This is a genomic window from Micromonospora sp. DT15 (assembly GCF_049841475.1).
Lineage (GTDB): Bacteria > Actinomycetota > Actinomycetes > Mycobacteriales > Micromonosporaceae > Micromonospora.
Genome location: NZ_JBNCKJ010000014.1, coordinates 64,558 through 88,279, shown reverse-complemented (window position 1 = coordinate 88,279; position 23,722 = coordinate 64,558). Strand labels below are relative to the sequence as shown.

Annotated in this window: 23 protein-coding genes and 1 pseudogene; 14 read left to right on the top strand and 10 right to left on the bottom strand. The window is 71.5% G+C overall.

The genetic code is table 11. The features are described from left to right. The 7 genes from ACLQ3F_RS27255 to ACLQ3F_RS27225 are packed head-to-tail and all read left to right on the top strand — an operon-like array spanning position 1 to position 7,227. Positions 1-549: a (2Fe-2S)-binding protein gene (locus tag ACLQ3F_RS27255; protein WP_357195947.1), complete on the top strand. Its 549-nt coding sequence runs from the start codon at positions 1-3 to the stop codon at positions 547-549. Next, a complete protein-coding gene (locus ACLQ3F_RS27250) occupies positions 546-2,936 on the top strand; it encodes an aerobic carbon-monoxide dehydrogenase large subunit (RefSeq protein WP_355006546.1) in 2,391 nt (796 codons plus the stop codon). The genes ACLQ3F_RS27255 and ACLQ3F_RS27250 overlap by 4 nt, the downstream gene beginning before the upstream one ends. Positions 2,937-2,946: 10 nt before the next feature. Then, complete coding sequence (locus ACLQ3F_RS27245; RefSeq protein WP_425852242.1) at positions 2,947-3,813, top strand: XdhC family protein; 867 nt, start codon at positions 2,947-2,949, stop codon at positions 3,811-3,813. A gap of 3 nt (positions 3,814-3,816) precedes the next feature. Beyond that, on the top strand, positions 3,817-4,392 hold the full coding sequence (locus tag ACLQ3F_RS27240; protein WP_425852240.1) for a nucleotidyltransferase family protein: 576 nt from the start codon (positions 3,817-3,819) through the stop codon (positions 4,390-4,392). Next, positions 4,389-5,258, top strand: coding sequence for an AAA family ATPase (locus ACLQ3F_RS27235; RefSeq protein WP_425852238.1), 870 nt, complete (start codon positions 4,389-4,391; stop codon positions 5,256-5,258). Before ACLQ3F_RS27240 ends, ACLQ3F_RS27235 begins: the two co-directional genes overlap by 4 nt. Then, positions 5,255-5,992 (top strand): SRPBCC family protein, encoded by a 738-nt coding sequence (locus ACLQ3F_RS27230; RefSeq protein ID WP_425852236.1) that lies wholly within the window; start codon positions 5,255-5,257, stop codon positions 5,990-5,992. Before ACLQ3F_RS27235 ends, ACLQ3F_RS27230 begins: the two co-directional genes overlap by 4 nt. Then, positions 5,989-7,227 (top strand): vWA domain-containing protein, encoded by a 1,239-nt coding sequence (locus tag ACLQ3F_RS27225; RefSeq protein WP_425852234.1) that lies wholly within the window; start codon positions 5,989-5,991, stop codon positions 7,225-7,227. Before ACLQ3F_RS27230 ends, ACLQ3F_RS27225 begins: the two co-directional genes overlap by 4 nt. Here ACLQ3F_RS27225 and ACLQ3F_RS27220 read toward each other — a convergent pair. The 5 genes and pseudogenes from ACLQ3F_RS27220 to map form a co-directional block, all read right to left on the bottom strand. Then, positions 7,152-8,108, bottom strand: a complete 957-nt coding sequence (locus tag ACLQ3F_RS27220; RefSeq protein WP_355006540.1) for a LysR family transcriptional regulator — start codon at positions 8,106-8,108, stop codon at positions 7,152-7,154. The genes ACLQ3F_RS27225 and ACLQ3F_RS27220 overlap by 76 nt on opposite strands. A 91-nt stretch (positions 8,109-8,199) precedes the next feature. Continuing rightward, positions 8,200-8,997: an FkbM family methyltransferase gene (locus ACLQ3F_RS27215; RefSeq protein WP_425852232.1), complete on the bottom strand. Its 798-nt coding sequence runs from the start codon at positions 8,995-8,997 to the stop codon at positions 8,200-8,202. Positions 8,998-9,032: 35 nt separating this feature from the next. Next, on the bottom strand, positions 9,033-10,688 hold the full coding sequence (locus ACLQ3F_RS27210) for a sulfatase-like hydrolase/transferase (RefSeq protein ID WP_425852230.1): 1,656 nt from the start codon (positions 10,686-10,688) through the stop codon (positions 9,033-9,035). 254 nt (positions 10,689-10,942) lie between these two features. After that, positions 10,943-11,647, bottom strand: a pseudogene (locus ACLQ3F_RS27205) (CDP-alcohol phosphatidyltransferase family protein); the annotation flags it as partial. A gap of 163 nt (positions 11,648-11,810) precedes the next feature. After that, a complete protein-coding gene (gene map / locus ACLQ3F_RS27200; RefSeq protein WP_425852228.1) occupies positions 11,811-12,584 on the bottom strand; it encodes a type I methionyl aminopeptidase in 774 nt (257 codons plus the stop codon). Between the two features lie 65 nt (positions 12,585-12,649). On the opposite strand from map, the gene ACLQ3F_RS27195 reads away from it, so the two are divergent. Continuing rightward, positions 12,650-12,952, top strand: coding sequence for a helix-turn-helix domain-containing protein (locus ACLQ3F_RS27195; protein ID WP_210785397.1), 303 nt, complete (start codon positions 12,650-12,652; stop codon positions 12,950-12,952). An 89-nt stretch (positions 12,953-13,041) separates the two neighbouring features. On the opposite strand, the gene ACLQ3F_RS27190 is transcribed toward ACLQ3F_RS27195, so the two are convergent. After that, positions 13,042-14,205 carry a lactonase family protein gene (locus tag ACLQ3F_RS27190; protein ID WP_425852225.1) on the bottom strand — a complete coding sequence of 388 codons (1,164 nt, stop codon included), beginning with the start codon at positions 14,203-14,205 and terminating at the stop codon, positions 13,042-13,044. A gap of 235 nt (positions 14,206-14,440) precedes the next feature. On the opposite strand from ACLQ3F_RS27190, the gene ACLQ3F_RS27185 reads away from it, so the two are divergent. Beyond that, complete coding sequence (locus ACLQ3F_RS27185) at positions 14,441-14,836, top strand: hypothetical protein (RefSeq protein ID WP_425852224.1); 396 nt, start codon at positions 14,441-14,443, stop codon at positions 14,834-14,836. A gap of 52 nt (positions 14,837-14,888) precedes the next feature. On the opposite strand, the gene ACLQ3F_RS27180 is transcribed toward ACLQ3F_RS27185, so the two are convergent. Then, positions 14,889-15,638 (bottom strand): glyoxalase, encoded by a 750-nt coding sequence (locus ACLQ3F_RS27180; RefSeq protein WP_425852222.1) that lies wholly within the window; start codon positions 15,636-15,638, stop codon positions 14,889-14,891. Between the two features lie 166 nt (positions 15,639-15,804). Here ACLQ3F_RS27180 and ACLQ3F_RS27175 point away from each other — a divergent pair, with 166 nt between their 5' ends. Genes ACLQ3F_RS27175 through ACLQ3F_RS27160 form a run of 4 tightly spaced genes read left to right on the top strand, consistent with a single transcriptional unit; the run spans position 15,805 to position 19,062 of the window. Then, positions 15,805-16,734 carry a hypothetical protein gene (locus ACLQ3F_RS27175; protein WP_425852221.1) on the top strand — a complete coding sequence of 310 codons (930 nt, stop codon included), beginning with the start codon at positions 15,805-15,807 and terminating at the stop codon, positions 16,732-16,734. After that, positions 16,731-17,183, top strand: coding sequence for an ABA4-like family protein (locus tag ACLQ3F_RS27170; protein WP_425852220.1), 453 nt, complete (start codon positions 16,731-16,733; stop codon positions 17,181-17,183). The genes ACLQ3F_RS27175 and ACLQ3F_RS27170 overlap by 4 nt, the downstream gene beginning before the upstream one ends. 5 nt (positions 17,184-17,188) lie before the next feature. Beyond that, positions 17,189-18,439 carry a sensor histidine kinase gene (locus tag ACLQ3F_RS27165; RefSeq protein WP_425852219.1) on the top strand — a complete coding sequence of 417 codons (1,251 nt, stop codon included), beginning with the start codon at positions 17,189-17,191 and terminating at the stop codon, positions 18,437-18,439. Next, entirely contained in the window at positions 18,436-19,062 is a 627-nt protein-coding gene (locus ACLQ3F_RS27160; RefSeq protein ID WP_425852217.1) for a response regulator transcription factor, read from the top strand. Before ACLQ3F_RS27165 ends, ACLQ3F_RS27160 begins: the two co-directional genes overlap by 4 nt. A 31-nt stretch (positions 19,063-19,093) precedes the next feature. Here ACLQ3F_RS27160 and ACLQ3F_RS27155 read toward each other — a convergent pair whose 3' ends face one another. Then, on the bottom strand, positions 19,094-19,810 hold the full coding sequence (locus ACLQ3F_RS27155; protein WP_357234521.1) for a YoaK family protein: 717 nt from the start codon (positions 19,808-19,810) through the stop codon (positions 19,094-19,096). 70 nt (positions 19,811-19,880) lie between these two features. Here ACLQ3F_RS27155 and ACLQ3F_RS27150 point away from each other — a divergent pair, with 70 nt between their 5' ends. Next, the gene (locus tag ACLQ3F_RS27150) at positions 19,881-20,561 is read left to right on the top strand and encodes a GntR family transcriptional regulator (protein ID WP_425852215.1); all 681 of its coding nucleotides are present in this window, start codon (positions 19,881-19,883) and stop codon (positions 20,559-20,561) included. 23 nt (positions 20,562-20,584) lie between these two features. On the opposite strand, the gene ACLQ3F_RS27145 is transcribed toward ACLQ3F_RS27150, so the two are convergent. Next, positions 20,585-22,375: a gamma-glutamyltransferase family protein gene (locus tag ACLQ3F_RS27145; protein WP_425852213.1), complete on the bottom strand. Its 1,791-nt coding sequence runs from the start codon at positions 22,373-22,375 to the stop codon at positions 20,585-20,587. A 144-nt stretch (positions 22,376-22,519) separates the two neighbouring features. Further along, positions 22,520-23,707 carry an MFS transporter gene (locus ACLQ3F_RS27140; protein ID WP_425852210.1) on the bottom strand — a complete coding sequence of 396 codons (1,188 nt, stop codon included), beginning with the start codon at positions 23,705-23,707 and terminating at the stop codon, positions 22,520-22,522. Between the last annotated feature and the right edge of the window lie 15 nt (positions 23,708-23,722).

Sequence of the window (23,722 nt, the reverse complement as noted above, 5' to 3'; positions counted from 1 at the left end):
ATGCAGGTCACCATGACCGTCAACGACGTCGAGGTCACCCGGGAGATCGAGGGCCGACTGCTGCTGGTGCACTTCCTGCGCGACGTGCTGGGTCTGACCGGCACGCACTGGGGCTGCGACACCAGCAACTGCGGCACCTGCGTGGTCTGGCTCGACGGCGAGCCGGTGAAGTCGTGCACTGTGCTCGCCGCGATGGCGGGCGGCCACCAGGTGCGTACCGTCGAGGGCCTCGCCAAGGGCGCCGAGCTGGACCCGATCCAGCAGGGGTTCATGCAGTGCCACGGTCTGCAGTGCGGTTTCTGCACCCCGGGGATGATGATGACCGCGCGGGCGCTGCTCGACCGCAACCCCGACCCGAGCGAGACGGAGATCCGGGAGGCGATCTCGGGTCAGATCTGTCGGTGCACGGGTTACGCCACCATCGTGCGCTCGGTCCGCTGGGCCGCCGTGGCCGAGGCGCAGGCCGCGGCCCAGGTCACCGAGACCACCGAATCGACCGAGGCTGGCGAGATCGACAACGCCGGCCAGCCCGCGGAGGCCGTCGCATGACCACTGTGCACGAGCGCGTGGACACGTTCCACGACAACGACCAGAAGCCCGTCGGGTACGGCCGGATGCTGCGCAAGGAGGACCCGCGCTTCCTGCGTGGTCGTGGTCGGTACGTCGACGACGTCCAACTGCCCGGCATGCTGCACCTCGCGATCCTCCGGTCGCCGGTGGCGCACGCCCGGATCGTCAGCATCGACACCAGTGCCGCCGAAGCGTCGCCCGGGGTGAGGGCGGTGGTGACCGGTGCGATGCTGGCGCAGCAGAACCTGGCCTGGATGCCGACGCTCTCCAACGACGTGCAGGCCGTGCTCGCCACCGACAAGGTGCGGTTCCAGGGCCAGGAGGTGGCGTTCGTCGTCGCCGACGACCGCTACGCGGCACGTGACGCGCTGGAGCTGATCGACGTCGAGTACGACGTCCTCGACCCGGTGATCGACGCGCGCCGGGCGTTGGAGTCGGACGCGCCGCTGATCCGCGACGATCTGGACGGCAAGACGAACAACCACTGCTTCGACTGGGAGACCGGCGACGAGGCGGCCACCGAGGCGGTCTTCGCCCGCGCGGACGTCGTGGTCAGCCAGGATCTCGTCTACCCCCGGGTGCACCCGGCGCCGATGGAGACGTGTGGGGCGGTCGCCGACTACGACGCGGTCGACGGCAAGCTGCGACTCTGGTCGACCACCCAGGCCCCGCACGCGCACCGCACCCTCTACGCCATCGTGGCGGGCCTGCCCGAGCACAAGATCCAGGTGATCTCGCCGGACATCGGCGGCGGGTTCGGCAACAAGGTGCCGATCTACCCCGGGTACGTCTGCGCGATCGTCGCCTCGATCGTGACCGGCAAGCCGGTGAAGTGGATGGAGGACCGCTCGGAGAACCTGATCAGCACCGGGTTCGCCCGCGACTACATCATGCGCGGGGAGATCGCCGCTACCCGCGACGGCCGGATCCTCGGCATCCGCACCAACGTGCTGGCCGACCACGGCGCGTTCAACGGCACCGCCGCCCCGGTGAAGTACCCGGCCGGCTTCTTCGGGGTCTTCACCGGCAGCTACGACATCGAGGCCGCGTACTGCAAGATGACGGCGGTCTACACCAACAAGGCACCCGGTGGCGTCGCGTACGCCTGCTCGTTCCGCATCACCGAGGCGGTCTACCTGGTCGAGCGGATCGTCGACTGCCTCGCCGACGAACTCGGCATGGACCCGGCCGAGCTGCGGTTGAAGAACTTCATCCAGCCGGAGCAGTTCCCGTACACGACGAAGACCGGCTGGGTGTACGACTCGGGCAACTACGAGCCGACGATGCGGCTGGCGATGGAGATGGCCGGCTACGACGAGCTGCGCCGCGAGCAGGCTGAGAAACGGGCCCGGGGCGAGCTGATGGGCATCGGCATCGCGTTCTTCACCGAGGCCGTCGGCGCCGGGCCGCGCAAGGACATGGACATCCTCGGGCTGGGCATGGCCGACGGTTGCGAGCTGCGCGTCCACCCGACCGGGAAGGCAGTGGTACGCCTCAGCGTGCAGTCGCAGGGTCAGGGCCACGAGACGACTTTCGCGCAGATCGTCGCCGAGGAGATCGGGATCCCACCGGCGGACATCGAGGTGCTGCACGGCGACACCGACAACACGCCGTTCGGCCTCGGCACGTACGGCAGCCGTTCGACGCCCGTCTCAGGCGCGGCGGCGGCTCTGGTGGCCCGGAAGGTTCGCGACAAGGCCCGGATCATCGCCTCGGGGATGCTCGAGGTGTCGGTCGCCGACCTGGAGTGGGAGAAGGGCGCGTTCCACGTCGCCGGTGACCCGGGCAGGTCCGTCACGATCCAGGACATCGCCCTGCGCGCGCACGGTGCGGGTGACCTGCCCGAGGGCATCGAGGGTGGCCTGGAGGCGCAGATCTGCTACAACCCGTCGAACCTGACCTATCCGCACGGCGCGTACATCTGCGTGGTCGACATCGACCCCGGCACCGCGCAGGTGAAGGTCCGACGGTTCATCGCGGTCGACGACTGCGGCACCCGGATCAACCCGATGATCATCGAGGGGCAGGTGCACGGCGGCCTGACCGACGGGGTCGGCATGGCGCTGATGGAGATGATCGCGTTCGACGAGGACGGCAACTGCCTCGGGGCGTCCCTGATGGACTACCTGATCCCGACGTCCCTCGAAGTGCCCGACTGGGAGACCGGGTTCACCGTCACGCCGTCGCCGCACCACCCGATCGGCGCGAAGGGCGTGGGCGAGTCCGCCACCGTGGGGTCGCCGCCCGCGATCGTCAACGCGGTCATCGACGCCCTGAAGCCCTTCGGCGTCCGCCACGCCGACATGCCGCTGACGCCGTCGCGGGTCTGGGACGCGATGCGCGGCCAGGCCCGGCCGCCGATCTGAGGAGCCGAGGATGACCACCATCGCCGAACGCGCCCGGGAGCTGACCGACACCCGGGAGCCGTTCGTCCACGCCACAGTGGTCCGCGCGCAGGATCCGACGTCGGCGCGGCCGGGCGACGACGCGGTGATCCGGTCCGACGGCTCGATCGAGGGCTTCGTGGGCGGGGTGTGCGCGGAGAGTTCGGTGCGGGCGGCAGCCCTCGACGCCCTGCGCGACGGCACCGCCCTGCTGCTGCGGGTGCTGCCGGAAGGCGCGACCCCGTTCCCGGAGACGCCGGGGGCGCGGGTGGTGGTGAACCCGTGCCACTCCGGTGGGGCGATCGAGGTCTTCCTCCGGCCGATGCTGCCGGCGCCGGCGCTGCGCGTGGTCGGTGACACCCCGATCAGCGCCGCCGTGACGACCCTGGCCGCGTTCCTCGACTTCGACGTCGTCACCGCCGACGACAGCACCGGCTGCACCGCCGTGGTGGTGGCCGGGTTGGGCAAGGGCGAGCCGGAGGCGATCCGGGCCGCGCTCGACGCCGACGTCGGGTTCATCGCGGTCGTCGCCAGTGGCAGACGCGGCGTGGCCCTGCTCGACGAGCTGGGCCTCACCGACGCGGAACGTGCCCGCGTCCACACCCCGGCCGGGCTGGAGATCGGCGCGCGTACGCCGGCGGAGATCGCCCTGGCGATCATGGGTGAGGTGGTCCGGGCCATCCGGGTGGACGGGTTGGCCCCGGCCTCCGGCGCGCCGGCCGCCCGACCGCAGCAGGCCGTCGACCCGGTGTGTGGGATGACGGTGCTGGTCGGGGCAGAGACGCCGCACACGCGCGTCGACGGGCAGGACTTCTGGTTCTGCTGCGCCGGTTGCCTCGCGAGTTTCACGGCGGCGTGACAGGTGTTCCTGACCGGCGTGGTGCTCGCCGCTGGAGCGTCGGTGCGGCTCGGCGAGGCCAAGCAACTGCTCCCGTACCGGGGGCGGACGTTGCTCGACGCCACCCTCGACCTGGCCCGCGCGTGCGGCTTCGACCAGTTGCTCGTCACACTGGGCGGCGCGGCGGGCGACATCCGCGACCGGGTGGACCTGACCGGCTGCCAGGTCGTGCGGAACCCGGCGTTCAGCACCGGCTGCGGGTCGTCGGTGCGCACCGCCGCGCGTGCGGTGGACCCGCGCGCCGACGCCCTCGTGCTGCTCCTCGGTGACCAGCCCGGCGTCCGCGTCGCGGACGTCCGCCGGGTCGCCGCGGCGGACACCCCGCTGGCCGTGTGCCGGTATGCGGACGGCCTGGGCCATCCCTTCCGCTTCGGCCGTGAAGTCCTGCCCGAGCTGTACGACCTGCACGGCGACAAGGCCGTCTGGAAGCTCCTGCACTCCGGGCGTCACCCGGTGACCGAGGTGACAGTCGACGGGCCGGTGCCGATCGACGTGGACACCCGGGCCGACTACGAGCGCCTGCTGGCGGGCGAGGCATGAAGGACGCCCAGGCCGTCCGGCACCGCCTCGACGCCGTCGACTACCTGGTCGACGACGGCATGGCGATGGCCCTGTTCCTGGCCTTGCGCCTCGGTCGGCCGCTGCTGCTGGAGGGCGAGCCGGGGGTCGGCAAGACCACCGCCGCGAAGGCGTTGGCCCTCGCGTTGGAGACACCGCTGATCCGGTTGCAGTGCTACGAGGGGCTCACCGCGGGCGAGGCGCTCTACGAGTGGAACTACCAGCGGCAACTGTTGGCGATCCGGCTCGCCGAGGCGCACCACACTCGGCTCACCGACGCGGACCTGTTCAGCGCCGAGTACCTTCAGGAACGGCCGATCCTGCGGGCCGTACGCCACCGGGGGCCCGTCCCGCCGGTGCTGCTGATCGACGAGATCGACCGGGCCGACGACGAGTTCGAGGCGCTGCTGTTCGAGTTCCTCGGCGAGGCCGGCATCACAATCCCCGAACTCGGCACCTTCACCGCGCGGACGCCACCGGTCGTGGTGCTCACCTCCAACCGCAGCCGGGAGTTGCACGACGCGCTGCGCCGCCGCTGCCTCTACCACTGGATCGAGTACCCCGAACCGGCCCGCGCCGTGGAGATCGTCCGCCGGGCCGTACCGGACGCGGCCGGGCCGCTGATCCAGACGGCAGTGCAGTTCGTCGGCGGCGTACGCCACCGGGAGTTGGAGAAGGCGCCCGGCATGGCGGAGACCATCGACTGGGTGGGCGCGCTGTCCGTGCTGGGTGTCACCGACCTGGCCGCCGACGGTGTCGCGCAGACCATCGGCACCATCGCCAAGACCCCCGACGACCGCGCCGTGGTCGCCGCCGCGCTCGGCGCCTACCAGGAGAGTCCACCATGAAGATCACCAACGAGTTCGCGGTCACCGTTCCGATCGACCGGGCCTGGGCGGTGCTCACCGACCTGGAAGGGCTCGCGCCGTGCCTGCCGGGCGCCCAGCTGACCGACGTCGACGGCGACGTCTACCAGGGCCGGGTGCGGGTCAAGGTCGGACCGGTCGTCTCGGAGTTCGCGGGCACCGCCCGCTTCGTCGAGAAGGACGACGCCGCCTACCGCGGGGTGATAGATGCGAAGGGCCGTGACGCCCGCTCGACCGGCACCGCATCCGCGCTGGTCACCGCCCATTTGCGGCCGGACGGCGACCGGACGCTGGTCAGTGTGGACACCGACCTGAAGATCTCCGGCAAACTGGCCCAGTTCGGCAGCGGCATGATCAAGGAGGTGTCGGGCAAGCTGCTGGCCCAGTTCGTCGCGAACCTGGAGGCCAAGCTCGCCGCCGAACCGCCGGCCCCGCATCCGCACGCCCAACCCGTGGCGGCCACGCCCGCCGCGCCGCCCGCGCCGTCGGGCATCGCGCCGTCGGATGTCGGGCCGTCGGATGTCGGGCCGTCGGATGTCGGGCCGTCGGATGTCGGGCCGTCGGGCGATGCCGTCCGTGTCGCGCCGACCGCCGAGCCGGAGGCGCTCGACCTGCTCAGCATCGCCGGCGGGTCGGTCACCAAGCGCCTCGTACCGGTGGTCGTCGGTCTGGTCGCGGTCGGCGCGGTGATCGCCTGGCTGGTCGCGCGCCGGTGAGCCAGGGGGTGCTGCGCGGCGTCGACCGGGCCGCGTTCGCGGTGGCTCTCGCCAGCCGGCTGCGTCGGGGCGGGGTTCCGGCCGGGCTAACCGCCGTCGACGACTTCGTCCGTGCGCTCGCCGCCAGCCCGCCCGACTCGATGTCGTCGCTCTACTGGACCGCCCGGATCAGCCTGGTGCGACGGCACACCGACGTGCCCGCGTTCGACCGGATCTTCGCGGCGGTCTTCGCGGACCCACCACCGTTGCCCCGACCGCAGCGGTCCGCGCCCCCGGCCGACAGTTCCGACGACGTGTACGTCCGGGTGCCGGCCGACACCGACGACGCGGGGCCGGGCGTCGGCCTGCCCTGGGCGACACTGCCGCCGGCGGTCGCCGAGACCCCCGAACACGACACCCCGCTGCGACTGCCCGAGCGGCGCCCGAGCGCCCACACCGGGCTCGCCGACCGTCCGTTCGACGAACTCGACGCCGCTCAGGTCACGCAACTCGGCGACGCCCTGCGCGCGGCCGTCGCCGGCTGGCCGACCCGACGCACCCGGCGGCACACCGTCGGCCCGGCCGGTGCCCGGATCGCGTTGCGGGCCACCATCGCCCGGTCCCGGCGCACCGGCTGGGAGCCGATAGAGGTCGTCCGCGCGCGCCCGGTACGGCGGCCACGCCGGGTCGTGCTGCTCTGTGACGTCAGCGAGTCGATGCGGGCGCAGGCCACCGCGTACCTGCATCTGATGCGGGCGTTCGCGGTAGTCGCCGACGCGGAGGTGTTCGCGTTCGCCACGACGCTGACCCGGCTCACAGTGGTGCTCCGGCACACCTCGGCGGCAGAGGCGGTCGCACAGGCCAGCGCCGCCGTGACCGACCGGTACGGGGGCACCCGGATCGCCACGAACCTGCGCGCCCTGCTCACCTCCCACCACGCGGAGGCCGCACGCGGGGCAGTGGTGGTGATCGGGTCGGACGGGTGGGACAGCGATCCGCCCGCCGACCTGGCAGCGGTGATGGCCCGTCTGAGCCGCCGCGCGTACCGGATCCTCTGGTTGAATCCCCGAGCCGGCGCGCCCGGCTTCGCCCCTCGCGTCGGCGGGATGGCCGCCGCACTTCCCTACTGCGACCGGATGCTGCCGGCCGGCACCTTCCAGGACCTGCTTGTCGTCGCCCGTCAGCTCCAGAGCGTCACGTGCACCGACGGCCGGAAATGGCCGACGCTGACACCCGCGCCGCGCATCATCGCCTGAATCGCCCTCGGCGTCGACGAGAAGCGCGACAGCTCCTCGGCGGCCGACATCGAACCGGGGGTGGCGAGCACCTGGGCATGCCACACCGCCTCCATCGTCGCGTGCGGCCCCAGCACCTGCCCGAGCTGGCCCTGACGGATGTCCGGCGCGACGGTGAACGCGAGGGCCGGTGCCACCCCCCTGCCCCGCTTGGCCTCCCCCAGCGCGGCCGCGTGGCTCTGGAACAACTGCTGCCGCTCGTCCGGCACGGCGAGCCGGCGCAGCAGCGCCGGGACCGCGCCCCACTCGGTGGCGGCCGACGGCCCGAGCAGCCAGGTCTGCTCCCGCAGCTGCCCCGGTGACGCCGCCATGCCGGCCAGTGGATGCTCCGGACCGACGGCGATCACGAGCCGGTAGTTCATCACCGGCCGGCAGTCGATCGCGCTGTCGACGACCGATGGTTGCGGCCCGATCGCGATGTCCGCGGCGCGGGTCAACAGCAGCGACTCGAACGCCCCCGGGTTGCGCACGCTCAACTCGACGTCGAGGTCGGCGGCGCGCTTCGCGAAGAGTTCGATCAGGCCCGGCGCGGCGAACTCCGCGAACAGGCTCGACGCCGCGACCCGCAGCATCCGTCGGCCGCGCGTCGCGGCGCTGACCTCCAGGATGGTGCGGTCCTGCAGGCCCAGCAGTTCCGCCGCCCGACTGGCCAGCCGCAGCCCACCCGCTGTGAACGCGAGGCCCGCCGCCGTCCGGGCGAAGAGCTTGTCGCCGAACTCCTTGCGCAGTTGGGCGATGTGCAGCGACACCGCCGACTCGGAGACCTGAAGCTCCGCGGCGGCCTGTTTGACCGAGCCCAGCCGGACCACGGCGACGTACGCGCGCAGCTGTGTCGGGGTCATCGGCCCTCTTCCCCGCGATCGCGTGGCGCGGCTCGACGTCGAGACGAACGTCGATCATCCCGCGCTGGTCCGCGCCACCGCCAGCGCCCGATCAGTCGGTGGTGACCGCCTGGTTTCCGGACACGCAGTACACGTCGCCGGAGTTCGCGGCGTGCGGCAGGTCGTGCAGGTGCGTCGCCAGGTCGGTCGCGGACATCCACCGTTGGAAGGTCATCGACTTGTCGTCGCCCACCGCGATGTCGAAGCCGTCGAAACCCAGCGCGGTCAGGCGATCGAGACACCGGTCGGCGACCGCACGCGCGATGGTGGTGAACTCGAACGACAGCGCGGGCAGCGGGCGACTCAGGCCGGCCAGCACCTCGTCCTCGAAGCCCTCAACGTCGATCTTGGTGAAGGCCGGCACGCCGTACGTCTCGATCAGCGCGTCGACGGTGACCACCGCCACCTCGATGTCGGTGTCCCACACCTGGCCCTCCCACCCGCCCGCGCCCTCCGCCGCGAGGACGAAATCCGGTGAGGCGGTGGACACTGTGGGGTTGGCGGAGTTGACGTGCAACCGGGTACGCCCGGGGAGCGCGCCACACGCCGCGTCGACCACTGTCACCCGGTCGTCGTCGGCGTAGATCGCCCGCAGGGCGCGCAGACACAACGGCTGCGGTTCCACAGCGACGACCCGGGCACCGAGGCGACGGAAGCTGGCGATGTGATCGCCCACGTGGGAGCCGATGTCGAAGACGAGGTCCCCGCCGTTGACGAAACGGGAGTAGAAGGCGTCCATCCTCGCGTCCCGCTCGGGGTCGCCGTAGTAGACGTCCAGCGACCGGTGCAGCAGGGACAGGGCCGGGTCGCTCCGGAGCGCGGCGATCCTGGTGTCGGTGCTAGCCGTCATCTGTCTGGGTCCAGTCCGTGAGAGAGGTGGCCGGGTCACGGTCCGAAGGCGGTCAGGAACCGGTCCCGGAAGGTGTCCATCCGCCAGACCGGCGCCTGCGGCCCGGGCTTCAGGCCGTCCTGCCAGCCCCACCCGGAGATCCGGTCCAGCACTGCCCGGTCCCGGGTGATGATCGAGATCGGCACGTCGTGGCTGGCGTTCTCGCCGGTGACGACCGCGGCGGGCTGGTGGTCACCGAGGACGATGAACACCAGGTCGTCGTCTCCGTAGGTCCGCACGTAGGAGATGAGCGCGCCGAGGGTGTACTCGATGGACTTTCGGTAGTCCGCCCGGATCTGGGCGGTGTTGCGGCGCTTGTCGTCGGACCTGCCCGCGCCGGCCCCACGGTAGACCGCGCCGTCGCCGACGTCGGCCCAGTCGAGCAGCGGCGGGACGGGCGTCCAGGGCGCGTGACTCGACACCAGCGCCAGCTCGGTCATCACGTTGCCGTCGCGCTTCGCCTGCTCCAGGCGCTGCCAGCTGGCCAGGGTGTACTGGTCGGGCGGGGTGCCGAAGCTGAACTTCGGGCCTCGGTACGCGAGCGTCCTGGCGTCGTAGAACCGGTCGTAGCCGAAGAAGGAGCCCTCCGGCCACGGCTTGGTGACGGCGGGCATCACGCCCACGGTCTGCCAGTTCGCGCGTTGGAAGGCGCGGTTGAGGGTCATCCGGTCACTGGCCAGCAGGGTGCGGTGGCGCTGGTCGTTGTCGATCCAGAGGCCGGAGAGCAGCGTGTCGTGCGCGAGCCAACTGCCGCCACCGAAGGTCGGCGAGGTGAGGAAGCCGCTCTGCGCGGCGAAACCCGCCGCGCTCAGCTGACTGGTGCCGCCGTCGAGGACCGCACCTACCCACGGCGCGAACTCCGGGTCCTCGACGGCGTCCCGGCCGTAGCTCTCCACGAAGGCGACGACCACGTTCTTGCCGCGCAGCGCGGTCAGAAGCTGGTCGCCCGGGGTGTCGCCGAACGTGTCGGCCTCGATCAGGGCGCCGAACGTCTCGCGGTCGTCGAGGCGCAGGCGCACCTGGAAGCCGTGACCGTTGGCCAGGGTGGTCGCGGAGGTGTCGGCGACCGGTACGCCCTCGACCACCCGCACGTTGAACGCGGCGCAGGCCACCCAGACGACCACCAGCGCGGCAACGACCCGGGTGGTCCCCGTGCGGTGCCGGACCACCACCCCCCGCAGTCGCCGCATCGACAGCGTGACAAGTATCGGCAGGACCACGACCACCACCGCCAGGGCGACCGCGGCACCGATGGCGGCGGGCCGGCCGTACGACTCGCTGAGGAAGGCGAACCCCTCGTCGAGGAGAGCCCAGTCGAGCACCGGGTCGAACGCCCGGCTCAGCGACGCGGTGAATCCCAGGTCGAGCAGCTTCAACAGGCCGAGCAGGCCGAGAGCCACGCCGGCGAGCGTCGCGACCATCCGGCTGCCACGAGACGGTAGGGCGAGCAGGAGGGCCACGACCAGTAGCGCCTCCAGGGGGATCCGCGCGAACGCCGCCGGGCTGAGCCGGCCGTAGTCGTACGGCACGGTGAGGACGAGCAGCACGAGCAGCGCGGCCAGCACGGTCGTCAGCCGGGCGGCGATGGAGCGTTTCGGCCGCTCCTCGAACTCCGTGCCGTCGGCGGTGCCGTCCGAGACCTCGACGTCCATCGCCCTCCGTCCCTGGCTTGGCAGCTGACGTACGCGCGTCAAGAGCGACAACCCGGGCATCCTTCCATGATCTTTGTTGAGCGCGGCATCCGGGAGGCTCAGACGCGGGCGGTCCCGCGTCGGGCGACGGTGACCGTGGGGCGGTCCGACCAGGGCAGCCCGTCCGGCCGGCCCGAGCCCAGCGCGGTCGCGGCGCTCGGGGCACTGTGGCTCGCCGAGCTGCCCGCGTGGACCGTCGCGGCCGGGGTGGCGTGGGTGACGGCGCGGCGGCGGTGCCGGGTCGTCCAGAGCCAGGTCACGTCCCGTCCGAACGACTCGACCAGCAGCGCCACCGACAGCACCAGCACCATTGTCGTCAGCGGCGCGGGCAGCACGTCGGCCATCGCCACCGTCAACACGACGCCCTGGATCGCGGCGACGACCTTGCTCCAGTAACGCGGCGGCGCGGATCCCCGCATCCACTCCAACACCCAGGTCGCGGCGCCGTAGAGGTAGCGCATCGCGCCGATCACGAGCACCCAGCCACCCACCGCGGGGGCCACGTGCAGGCAGAGCACAAGGACCAGGACTGAGTCGATCTCCATGTCGAAGCGCGCGCCGAGCTCGCTGGTGGTTCCGGTACGGCGGGCCGTGTACCCGTCGACGGCGTCGAGGGCCAACGCCACGCTGGTGAGGACGACCATCAGGGTGACCGGCGCCGACCGGCCGAACGAGTCGGCGGCCAGGGCCGTCACGCCGCCGACGAGGATCGCCCGACTCAGTGTCACCCGGTCGGCCGGGCTGAGCGCACCCGCGCCCGAGCGGGACATCCCGCGGCTCAGCAGGGCGCACAGGACCACCCCGTACGCCAGCCCCGCCAACCAGCCCGCCGCGCCCAGACCGACCGTCTCCGCCAGCAGGGCCAGCAGGCCGATCTGCGCGAGCAGTCCGATGACCGGACCAGTTCGAACCGTTGACATCGTGCCTCCGCGACTCTGGTGGGTGACCCTGACCGTCATCACGGAAAATATGACCGATCGGTTCATTCTGAACGCGACCCGCAGGGGTGCCACACAGAGACCTGCCCCTCGGCCGGCCGGTTAATCGCCCACCGTGGGTGCGGGTCGACCGCCGGGCCGTCGGTCAGGGCGCCGGCCGGGTCAGCACCTCGGCACCGTCGTCGGTGATCGCGATGGTGTGCTCGCTGTGCGCCGTCCGGCAGCCCGTCGCACTACGGAGGGTCCAGCCGTCGGCATCGGTGACCAGCGTGGCGGTGTCCGCCATCACCCAGGGCTCCAGCGCCAGCAGCAGTCCCGGGCGTAGCCGGTAGCCGCGACCGGGACGCCCGGTGTTGGAGACGTGCGGGTCCTGGTGCATCGTCGATCCGACGCCGTGACCGCCGAACTCCGTGTTGACCGAGTATCCCGCCGCCGTGAGAACCGAGCCGATCGCGTGGGAGATGTCACCGATGGGAACGCCGGGGCCGGCGGCGGCGATCCCCGCCTGCAACGCGCGCTCGGTCGCGTCGATCAGCGCGACGCTCTCCGGGGGCCGCACGTCGCCCACGATGAAGCTGATGGCCGAGTCCGCGACGACTCCACGGTGGGAGACGGCGAGGTCGAGCGAGAGCAGGTCCCCGTCGGCGAGTGGGTAGTCGTGCGGCAACCCGTGCAGTACGGCGTCATTCACCGACGTGCAGATGTAGTGGCCGAACGGCCCACGCCCGAAGGACGGCTCATAGTCGACGTAGCAGGACTGCGCCCCGGCCTCGGTGATCATGGCCTGCGCCCACCGGTCGATGTCCAGGAGGTTGGTGCCGACCACGCAGCGGCTCTTCAGCGTCCGCAGGATGCTGGCGACCAACGCGCCGGTGTCCTTCGCTCGCAGCACGTCGGTGGGGCTCAGGATCTCGATCATGCAGCGCCTTCCTCTGGCAACCAATAAGTATCCCGGCCATATTATCCCGGTACTAGAATCGGGGCATGGTCAGGTTGCCGCTCACTCCCGAAGAGCTCGAACGCGGACAGCGCCTCGGCGCGCTCCTGCGTCGGGCCCGTGGAGAGCGTTCGATGCTCCTCACCGCGCTGGACGCGGGCGTCTCGCCAGAGACCCTTCGAAAGATCGAGTCCGGCCGGATAGCCACCCCCGCCTTCCCGACCATCGCGGCGATCGCCGACGTCCTCGGACTCTCCCTCGACGCCGTCTGGTCGGAGATCAACACGTCGGACGGCAGCGCCGAACTCCCCCGGCCGACGCGCACCGCGCGCGAACGGTTGGCCTCCTAGTCTCGACCCGCTGGCGCAGCACGACGACGCGACCCACCAGACGAAGCTGGTCCCGGTCGACGGACGACCGGGACCAGCGGGTGGTGCGCTCAGGAGGCGGCGATGCCCTCCATGCCGATGCCGTCGGCGAACGTGGGCAGACCCTCCACAGTGGTGACGAGATTCAGGGACCCGTCCTCGTGCACCTTGTAGCCCTGCACGTTGCCGGCGGTGGCGTTCTGCACGTACAGGAAGCCGTCGCTGGTGGTCATGTCGATCGACCCACCGTTGGTGTCGGCGGCGACGTTCTTGACGAGTTCGAGCTTGCCGTCGTCGTCGACCCGGTAGGAACTGATGGTGGAGCTGCCGGCGTTGGCGACGAAGAAGTAGTCGCCGACACGCTGGATCCAGCACGTCGCCTGCTGCCCGTTGGGCACCGACGGGCCGACCTGGTCGAGCGCGCCGTCGTCCTCCAGCTCGAACCGGCTGACCGCGTTCGCGCCCGACTCGGTGACCAGCAACGAGTCATCGGTGTCGAAGGTGAAGCCGAACGGGGCGTTGCCCGCGTCGCTGACGACGGGGTTGCGGGACAGCTTGCCGTTGCGACCGATCTCGTAGCTGAACATGACGTTGGCGGCCTTCGTCGACACCAGGACGAACTCGCTGTCCGGGTCGATCTTGACCTGGGCCGGGGCGGTCCCGAACGCGGGAGGGTTGCCGTTGTGCAGCCCGAGCGACCGGTTGGCGTCCTCGATCCGTGACAGGCGCCCCTTGTGCAGCTCGAAGCCCTGCACCGAGCCCTCGCCGCCGGCGTTGAGGACGTAGACGAGGTCGCCACGGGCCGCGACGCTGACCGGCAGCAGACCGCCGGACCAGATGACCTGGAGCTTGTGCAGCCTGGTGCCCTCGACGCGGAAGACCGTCACGGTGTTGCTGCCGGCGTTCACGGCGAACAGCAGCCCACGGTGGTACGTCAGGGAGCCCTGCGAGGCCAGCGCGTCGAGCGGCGCGCCGATGGTGAAGCCGCCCAGCCCTCCGGTCTCGTACTCGCCCGCCTTGGTGAGACGGCCGTCCTCGTCGCGGTCGTACACCTTGATGGTGTTGCCCTCGGCCTTGTTGGTCTGGACGAAGACAGCGCCCTCGTGGTGATCACCCCCCTTGCGGTCGTCGTGGTACCCGGGGCCACCGCCATCGGCGAAGGCGGCCCCGGGGATCGATCCGATGCTGGTCAGACCTGCGAGGAGGGCTGCCGCGAGCGCGACACTGCGCTTCATCACTGACTCCTTGTGCACCCGAAGGGAGGAATACGAGTTTTCCTCTCCTTCGAAAGCTATCGGAGCAGCTAGGCGGGTTGGTCGTAGTTACCCTAAAGCGGTAATTCCATGTCGATTTGCGAAATGACGAGACGAACGGGCGACTGTGGCGCTCTTCCGCCACAGCGCACCGGGCGCTCGGTCCGCAAACCGACGGTGATGGCGTGTCAGAACCACCGGATGGGATGCTGCACTGGTGATTCGCCACCACGCCGTCTGGGTCGGTCTGGCGATCGGGCTGCTCACCGGCTGTTCCGAGCCGCCGTACGCGCTCCCCGACCGGGACGCGGCCGAGGTGCAGGCTGAGGAGGCGCGTCTCGCAACGCTCCTCCCCGCCGAGTTGCTGGGCGGACCAGGCACCTGCCAGGTTCGGCTGCTGGGGCGAGACGGTTCTTCGTCGTTCGCCTGGGCGCACTGCGAAGCAGCACCGGGGGTCGGGGAGGTCTCCGGAGTCTCCGTACCTGTCCGGGTGGACGGCGATCGCGTCACGCAGCCCGGCGACGGGAGCGAATACTCCGCGAGCGTGCGTCGCATGTTCCCGGAGCGGCTGGCGGAAAAGGTCCTCGACGACGACACCGACGTGCGGCCCTGACTGATTCGGGCGACAACACCATCGCTGAGGCTGGACGCGGCGAGGTCCGGGGTCAGCGCGGGGCGGGCCACCACGGTTCGAGGAGGGTGGGGTCGGCCACGTACTGCCCTACCTGTGTCCGCTGCTCCGGAGTCAGCGACAGCGCCTGGAGTCGGGCGCCCCACTCGGGCACCCGGTCGGCCTTGTCCAACGCGGTGGCCAACTCGATCAGGCCGGCCAGCGCCATCGCCTGCTCGACCACCGGGGTGTCCTCGGCGCGACGGCGCATCCCCGAGTCGAGGGCCCGGTAGGCCGCCCGGTCGTCCATCTTGAACTCGCGCAGGATCCGCGCGTTGTCGAGCACCCGGGCCAGTCCGTCGAGCTCCTTCGACCCGCCGTACTCCACGTCGTCCGGTTCGTCGCGCTGAATGAAGACGATGGAGTTGCCCGACGGGTCGACGATGCTGAACCGCAACGACCCGGCGCGGTAGCGGGTCATCCGCGGCAGGCCCTTGACCAGCACCTTGCCGTAGCTGCGGCGCATCGCCTCGGCGAACGCCGCGTGGTACGGCCCCACCGCGTCCACCATCACCAGGCACCCGCCGGACTGCTCCTTCGCCGGGTCGAGATCCTTCGGTGCCGGGCCGTAGTGCAGGTCGAACCCGCTCCACCGAAACGCCAGGTACACGTACGGCCTGGTCTGCTCGTAGGTCACCTCGAACCCGAGCGCCCGCCAGAACGCCAGGGTCTCCTCCGGGGCTGGGCAGTGCAGCAGCGGCACCGTGGTCTCGTTCGGTTGGACACGGTCCATGTTGGTCGGCATCGTCACTCCCCGTCCGGTCGGCAGGCCGGCAATTGTGCCAGCACCACCGAGCGGCTTCGACGGGTTTCGTCTCCTACCAGGGGAGGAGGACCGCTCCGACCACCGGCCGCAACCGGGGCTCGAGGTCGGATGCGATCGGCATACGCGGCCACGAGCATCTACAGACATGACAACAGTTCTGCGCCGGGCGACGCGCTGGAACCGCCCACTGGTGTTCCTGGTATCCGTGATGGCGGTGCTCGGCGTCGTCGCCGTCGTCGGCATCCTCGTCGACCCGCGCGTCCTCACCGGGGCGCCGATCTGGCTCAAGCCATTCAAGTTCGCGGTGTCGTTCGTGCTGTACGGCGCGACGCTCGCCTGGATGCTCTCCCTGCTGCCGCGACGCAGCCGGGCCGTCGAGACGGCGGTCGTCATCATCGTCGCGGTGGCGGTCGTCGAAAACGCGTGGATAGTCGGTCAGGTGATACGCGGGCAGGCCAGCCACTTCAACGACAGCACCCCCCTGAACACCGCGCTGTTCGCGGTGATGGGCGCGGCCATCATGGTGCTGTTCTTCGCGCACCTCGTCATCGGGATCGTGGTCCTGATCCAGCGGATTCCCGATCGGGTGGCCGCGACCGCCGTCGGCTGGGGGCTCGGCCTGTCCCTGCTGGGCATGCTCGCGGCGGTGCCGATGGCGCTGCCGATGCAGGACCCGGGGATCGAGGGCATCGGTGGGGCGCACAGCGTCGGCGTGCCCGACGGAGGGCCGGGGTTGGCGATCGTTGGCTGGAGCACCACCGGCGGCGACCTGCGGATCGGGCACTTCGTGGGGCTGCACGCCCTCCAGGCGTTGCCGATCCTGGCGATCCTGCTGAGCCGGTTCGCGACGCGATTGGACGAGCGCACCCGCGTCCGGCTGCTTGTCGTCGCGGGTGGCGCGTACGGCGTACTCACTGTGTTGTTGACGTGGCAGGCGCTGCGCGGACAGCCGCTGCTGCGGCCGGACGCGGGCACCCTCGCCGCGGTCGCGGCACTGGTGGTCGCGACCGCGGCGAGCGTGACCGGCGTGGTGCTGGCCCGCCGACGTCGCCCGGAACTGGTGCTGGCGGCGTGACCGCGACGCTGTTCTCCCTGACGTTTGCGGTGGCCGCGCCGTTCTGGGCACTGATGATCCTGTTGCCGCGCTGGTCGTGGACCGCCCGGATCATCGCCTCGCCGCTGATCGTGCTGCCGGTCGTGGTGATCTACGCGCTGCTGGTGCTCCCGGCGTTCGGCGAGGTGCTGCCGGCCGTGGCGTCGCCGACCCTGGCCGGGGTGCGGGACCTGCTGGGTACCTCCGACGGTGCGGCGGCGGGCTGGGCGCACATGATCGCGTTCGATCTGTTCGTCGGGCGGTGGGCGTGGTTGGACAGCCGGGAACGGGGGGTGCCGGCGCTGGTGATGGCTCCGGTGCTGGTGCTGACCATCCTGCTCGGGCCGCTCGGCCTGGCCGCGTACCTAGCGGTCCGGACCCGGTGGCGGCGGTCGGCGGCCGCCGCCACCGGCTCACAGCACCTAGGCTGACGACCGTGAGCTGGCCGGGGCGACTGTTCGACATGCGGGACGCGCTCGTGCGAATGGTGCTGCTCGACCTCGCCGGGGTGTGTTACCTGTTCTTCGTCCCGCACTCCAACAGCACGCCCACCACGGCACAGTGGATCCTCGCACTGCTCGCATTCGCCGTGGCGCTGGTGGCGCACCGGTTGCCGGTGCTGAACCTGGTGGCACAGGCCGCCCTGCTGGCGGTCGCGATCAGCCTGGTCGACGACCTCACCATCAACCAGGTTGGTGCCAGCTGGGCGCTGCTCGAGGTCACCATGCGTGCGCGCCACGCGCGGCCCATCTGGCTGGCCGCCGTGCTGCTTGCCGTGGTCGACCTGACCGACTCGATCGGCGACCCGCCGCGCCGGTTCGCCTCCGGGGTCGTCGGGCTCGCCGTGGAGGTCGGCGTGCCGGTCCTACTCGGCCTGGTCATCCGCACCAACCGGGAGTTGGGCCGGCAGGCCGTGGAGCGGGCCCTGGCCGAGCAACGCCAGCACGAGTCGGAGAGCCGCGCGGCTCGCGCCGACGAACGCAGCGCCATCGCCCGCGAGCTGCACGACGTCGTGGCGCACCATGTGGCGTCGATGGTCCTGCGGGTCGGCGTGGCCCGGCACGTGCTCACCGACCTCGACCCCCGGGTGGGCGAGGTCTTCGACGACGTGCACGGCACCGGCACCTCGGCCCTCGCGGAGCTGCGCCGGCTGGTCGCGGTGCTGCGCAACCCCGACGGGGTACGCGGCGACGCGGCGCTGACCGCTATCGACCCGTCCGCGCTGCCGGCGGCGATCGGCGCGTCAATGGATCGGGCCCGGCAGGCGGGTGTCATTGTGGAGGCCGACCTCGACCCGGCGATCGGTTCACTCGACGCGGTGCGCGGCATGGCGGTGCTGCGACTGACGCAGGAGGCGCTGACGAACGTGGCCAAACACGCGGGGGCCTCAGCGGTCGCGCATCTCGTGGTCGCCGTCCGGGACGGCTCCGTGCACTGGGAGGTCACCGACAACGGGCGCGGCGGGGGGCCGGCGGCCGTGCCGGCCGGTGGCGGGCACGGCATCACCGGGATGCGCGAGCGTGTCGAGGTCCTCGGTGGCCGGCTGGAGGCGGGCCGGACCGGCACCGGGTGGCGGGTGCGTACCGTCCTTCCGGCAGTGGCCGCCGCGTCCACTGACGCGCCGGTCGGGTCGGTGCCCCGCGAGCGGGAGGCCCCGGCCGGATCGCCCGCGGCGGAGCCGGCGTGATCCGGGTGCTGCTGGTCGACGACCAGCACCTCATCCGGGCCGGGCTGCGCATGCTCTGCGATGCTCAACCCGACATCGAGGTCGTCGGGGAGGCCGACAACGGCCGCGAGGCGATCCCGCTGGCCGGGCGGCTCCTCCCCGACGTCGTCGTGATGGACCTGCGGATGCCCGGCATCGACGGGATCACCGCGACCAGCCGGATCCTCGCCGAACGCCCCGCCACCCGCATCCTCGTGCTGACCACGTTCGGCGACGACGAGCACCTCTACCCCGCGCTGACCGCCGGAGCGTGCGGGTTCCTGCTCAAGGACGCGCCCCCGACCGAGTTGCTGGACGGCATCCGCCGGGCCGCCGTCGGTGACAGCCCGTTCAGCCCTGAGGTGCTGCGCCGCCTCGTGCAGCGCGCGGTGCACGCCCGCCCGGGGTCGCCACCGGCTCTGCCGGGCCTGACCGCCCGGGAACGGGACGTGCTCGACCTGGTCGCCGAGGGACTGTCCAACACCGAGATCGCCGACCAGCTCCACATCGGTGTCACCACGGTCAAGACCCACATCACCAGCCTGATGACCAAGACCGACAGCCCCAACCGGGTACGCCTGGCCCTGTTCGCTCGCGGCGTCTGACGCTCAGGCCCGCACTCACGGCGTCTGCGGCTCAGGCCCGCATCCGCGCGGACACGGCGATGACGAGCACCAGCGGCACGATCAGCAGGGCCGGGGCGACGACCGGCAGGTGCAGGGCGACAAGGGCGCCGACCGCCGCGCCGACCATGAGGGCCAGCAGCACCTGGGCCTTGGGACGCAGGCTGGTCCACGGGCTGCGCGCGGCGACCCCGGCGATCAGGCTGGTGAGCGTGCCGGTCAGGTACGTGGAGGACAGGCCGGACACGCCGAAGCGTTGGATCGCACTGCTCTGCACGCCCAGCGCGACAGCGGACAGCATCAGCAGCGCCAGGTGGACACCCGCGTCGGGGGTGTGCAGGGTGACCTCCCAGACGACGGCGAACACCACGAACACCGACAGCTCCAGGACCAGCGCCCAGGTGACCCGCCGGGGCCAGACCGGATCGTCGGGCTGCGCCGAGCCGACGACGCGGGCGCCGGCGAGGACACCGACGATGAAGCTGACGATGGCGCAGCCCGACGTCAGAGCCAGGTCGGCTTCACCTCTGCCGGCCGAGAGCCCGAGCAGGACCATGTTGCCTGTCATCACGCTGGCGAAGGCGCCGCCGAGGGCGAGGAAGCCAAGAGCGTCGGCGCTCCCGGTGAGGAAGGTGAGGACGACGACGAGCGCGTGCCGTCGCCGCAGCAGGCGCTCGTCCCGGGGCGGGGTGACGTGGGGGCGGGTGACGCGGGGCGCTGTGCTCGACACTGTCGGCCGCCTTCCGGTAATTGTTCTTCGTATACACTTTGTGCGGACACGTTCACGGAGAGGCGACAAGGTGGCTGAAGACCTACGGGACAAGCTCGGCGCGCAACACCTGCCGCTCCGCGATCAGGTCCTCGCCGCGCTGCGGACCGCCATCATCGACGGCGACTACCTGCCCGGGGAACGGCTGACCGAGGACCGGCTCGCCGAGGACTTCGGCGTCTCCCGCAACCCCGTCCGGGAGGCGCTGCGCGTCGCCGAGGCGGAGGGGTTCGTCGTGATCCTCCCCCGCCGTGGAGCGGTCGTCGCCTCACCGAGCAGCGGGACCATCACCGACATGTTCGTCGTGCGCGAGCGACTGGAGGCGCTGGCCGCCCGGCTGGCCGCCGAGCGGGCCACAGCGGCCGACGTGGCGTCCCTGCGCGCCCTGCTCGACCAGGGCCGCGAGGCGACCCAGCGCCACGACCTGGCCCGGGTCGCCGAGCTGAACAGCACGCTGCACCTGCGCATCCTCAAGATCAGCGGAAACCCCTGGCTGTCGTCGATCGCCAAGTCGCTCTACCTCCATGTCCAGTGGGTCTTCCGGCTCGGAGCGGCCGAGCGAGCGCCACACTCGTGGGCCGAGCACATCCAACTCGTCGACGCCATCGAGTCGGGCGACGGTGACCGCGCCGAGCGGGCCGCGCTCGACCACCTCGAAGCGGCATCCGCCGCCGCGTACGAGAACGCCGAAGGCGGCTACGGCGCCCGCTGACGGGCACGCGGCTGCGGCACCCGCTACCGGCCGCACGCGTAGCCCTGCATCCCCCGCGGGTTCGCACCGGCCGCCAGCACTCCCGTCGCCGGGTCACGGGTCACCGCGCAGAGCCGACCGAGGCTCCACCCGTCGGTGACCCGCACCTCGTGCCCGTACGCCCGCAGCGCCGCCAGCACACCCTCGTCGAGCCGGTCCTCCACCACCAGGACACCGGGCTCCATGTCGCGGGGATAGAACGAGCCGGGCAGGCTGACGGTGTGCCACGCCGGCGCGTCGATGGCTTCCTGAAGGCTCTGCCCACCGACGAGGTGCCGCACCAGGAACGGCAACTGCCACTGGTCCTGCTGGTCGCCACCGGGGGTGCCGCAGGCCAGCACCGGCTCACCGTCGCGGTGCACCATCGTCGGGCTCAACGTCGTACGCGGGCGGCGGCCCGGCGCCAGCGACGAGGCGAGCCCCTCCTCCAGCCAGAACATCTGCAACCTGCTGCCCAGCGGAAAGCCCAGCTCCGGAATCGTCGGGGAACTCTGCAACCAGCCGCCACTGGGGGTAGCCGAGATCATGTTGCCCCACCTGTCGACCACGTCCACGTGACAGGTGTCGCCCCGGGTCACCCCGTCCGACTGCACTGTCGGCTCGCCCGTCGTGGCGTCCGTCGGGTCGCCTCGCCGCCCGGCAGCCGGTCGGACGTGGGCGGGCAGGCGCGGCTGCGCCCCGTCCGGGCGGCCCGGCCGCAACTCCGCCGACGCGCGATCGCCGATCAGGGCGGCCCGCTCCCGCGCGTACTGCGGTGAGAGCAGCGCCTTGGCGGGCACGTCGGCCCCGTCGCCGTACCAGGCCTCCCGGTCGGCGAAGGCGAGCTTGAGCGCCTCGACCTGGGCGTGCACACCCGCGGCGGTCGCCGAGTCGTACGCGCCCGGGTCGTCGAGCGCGTCAAGGGTGGCCAGCGACTCCAGCAGCACCGGGCCCTGACCCCAGAAACCGGTCTTCGCCACCGAGTAGCCCTGCCAGTCGAGGGTGGCGGGCGGCTCCCAGCTCGCCGAGTACGCGGCCAGGTCGTCGCCGGTGACCAGCCCGGCGTGCGGGCGTCCACTGGAGTCCTGGAACGGTCGCCGGCTGAACGCGTCGATCGCCTCGGCGACGAAACCCGTGCTCCAGGCCCGGCGGGCGGCCTCGATCTGGGCCTCCCGGTCGGCACCGGCCGCCCGTCCCGCCTCGACGAGTCGGCGCAGGGTGTCCGCGTACGCCGGGTTGGTGACCAGCTCCCCCGCGGTGGGCGGTCGGCCGCCGCGCAGCCAGAGCGCGGCGGAGGTGGGCCAGTGTTCCTCGAACAACGACCGCACGGCCGCCACGGTGTCACCGACCCGGCCCACCAGCGGGTGCCCGGCGGCGGCGTAGCCGATCGCCGGCTCCAGCACCTCGGCGAGCGTGAGCGTGCCGTGTTCGCGCAGCAGCAGGAGCCAGGCGTCCACCGCACCGGGTACTGCCGCCGCCAGCGGCCCGGCACCCGGGATGAGGTCCATGCCGAGGGACCGGAAGTGCGCGATGGTCGCGCCGGCCGGGGCTGGCCCCTGCCCGCACAGCACCTTCGGTCGGGGGTCCCGTGCGGTGGCCACGATGGCCGGCACCTCGCCGCCGGGCCCGTTCAGGTGCGGCTCGACCACGTGCAGGACGAACCCGGCGGTGACCGCCGCGTCGAAGGCGTTACCCCCGCGTTCCAGGATGCCCATCGCCGACTGACTGGCGAGCCAGTGGGTGGAGGACACCATGCCGAAGGTGCCCTGCAACGTGGGTCGGGTGGTGAACGTCATGACAGCACCTCACTGGGATCTGCGGTACGAACGTCGGGACCGGTGCCGTCCGGCCGGACCAGGTGGAGCGTATGTTGTATACGATGACCGCCGCAAGACCTCAGCGAATGGCTGACGAGGCACCCGGAACGAACCGGCCGGCGATCAGCTCGCGGGCCGGGTCCGGCCGCCCCTGACCAGGCTGAGCAGGACGACCAGCGCGAGCACCGCCACCACCGCGCTGAAGACCTCGCCGGCCGGGCGCAGACCGATCGTCTGGATCAGCAGACCGACCGCGACTGCCGGCACACCGAGCATGGCGAACAGGATGGCGAAGAAGGTCGACACCGCCTCGGCCCGGTGCTGCGGCTCGGTCTTCATCGTGATCGTCGCGATGCCGTCGCCGACCGCCACCCCGGACGCGACCCCGATGATCGCCGCGCTGATGAGCAGGGTCGCCAGCAACGCCATCCACATGCTGAACGCCAGCAGGCCCGCCCCCACCACCAGGCCGGCGCAGGCGCTGGCCAGTGCAGCACGCGAGGAGAGCACGCGGGTCAGCAGTTGGCCGAACGCCGCACCGGTGAACGCCACGAAGACCACCAGCGCGGCCAGGGTGTGTGAGGTCTCGTGCAGGACCATGCCGAGGAACAGCCCGCTCACCGACGTGAGCACCCCGAGCGCGGCGAAGCCCGCACCGGCGGTGATCGCCGAGCGGATGAAGGCACCGCGGATGGTGGCCGGCACGTGCAACCGCTGCACCCGCAGGGTCACCGGCGAACGTTTTCGGACCGTCTCCGGCACTCCGCGCAGCGCGATGATCGCGACCACCGCCAGGACCAGCACGATCACCCAGGGCAGCCGGAGCGGATCGGGTGCCACGTCCGACACGATCCCGGACAGCAGGGTGCCGGTGGCCAGGCCACCCAGGTTCGCGAAGATCGACACGGTGGCGGCACGCTTCGGGTGCCGAGGGTCGATCAGCTCAGCCAGCGCCGCTGTCGCCGTACCGATGATCAGCGCGGCGGACAACCCGGCGAGGATCCGGCCCACGATGATCATCGCCAGGTCCACGGCGGCGAGGAAGACGGCGTCGGCGGCGACCGAGAGCAGCAGCGCGATGAGGATGACCGGGCGTCGGCCGATCTGGTCGGAGAGCCGACCGAAGACCAGCAGCCCGACCACGACTCCGAGCGCGTACAGCGCGTAGACCACTGTCACTGTCAACGACGAGAACCCGAACTCCAACTCGTAGAGCGGGTAGAGCGGCGTCGGCACCGTGGTGCCCACGAGCGTGATCCAGAACGCGAACGCGACCCGTACCGCGCCGGACGTGGAACCGGACCGTGTCACCCGTCCAGCATGAAT

Coding starts and splice junctions, on each gene's coding strand:
- ACLQ3F_RS27210 (WP_425852230.1), bottom strand. CDS start 10,688: ATGGACGTCGAGGTCTCGGACGGCACCGCCGACGGCACGGAGTTCGAG.
- ACLQ3F_RS27215 (WP_425852232.1), bottom strand. CDS start 8,997: ATGACGGCTAGCACCGACACCAGGATCGCCGCGCTCCGGAGCGACCCG.
- ACLQ3F_RS27255 (WP_357195947.1), top strand. CDS start 1: ATGCAGGTCACCATGACCGTCAACGACGTCGAGGTCACCCGGGAGATC.
- ACLQ3F_RS27230 (WP_425852236.1), top strand. CDS start 5,255: ATGAAGATCACCAACGAGTTCGCGGTCACCGTTCCGATCGACCGGGCC.
- ACLQ3F_RS27180 (WP_425852222.1), bottom strand. CDS start 15,638: ATGCCGACCAACATGGACCGTGTCCAACCGAACGAGACCACGGTGCCG.
- ACLQ3F_RS27245 (WP_425852242.1), top strand. CDS start 2,947: ATGACCACCATCGCCGAACGCGCCCGGGAGCTGACCGACACCCGGGAG.
- ACLQ3F_RS27220 (WP_355006540.1), bottom strand. CDS start 8,108: ATGACCCCGACACAGCTGCGCGCGTACGTCGCCGTGGTCCGGCTGGGC.
- map (WP_425852228.1), bottom strand. CDS start 12,584: ATGATCGAGATCCTGAGCCCCACCGACGTGCTGCGAGCGAAGGACACC.
- ACLQ3F_RS27175 (WP_425852221.1), top strand. CDS start 15,805: ATGACAACAGTTCTGCGCCGGGCGACGCGCTGGAACCGCCCACTGGTG.
- ACLQ3F_RS27195 (WP_210785397.1), top strand. CDS start 12,650: ATGGTCAGGTTGCCGCTCACTCCCGAAGAGCTCGAACGCGGACAGCGC.
- ACLQ3F_RS27250 (WP_355006546.1), top strand. CDS start 546: ATGACCACTGTGCACGAGCGCGTGGACACGTTCCACGACAACGACCAG.
- ACLQ3F_RS27145 (WP_425852213.1), bottom strand. CDS start 22,375: ATGACGTTCACCACCCGACCCACGTTGCAGGGCACCTTCGGCATGGTG.
- ACLQ3F_RS27190 (WP_425852225.1), bottom strand. CDS start 14,205: ATGAAGCGCAGTGTCGCGCTCGCGGCAGCCCTCCTCGCAGGTCTGACC.
- ACLQ3F_RS27235 (WP_425852238.1), top strand. CDS start 4,389: ATGAAGGACGCCCAGGCCGTCCGGCACCGCCTCGACGCCGTCGACTAC.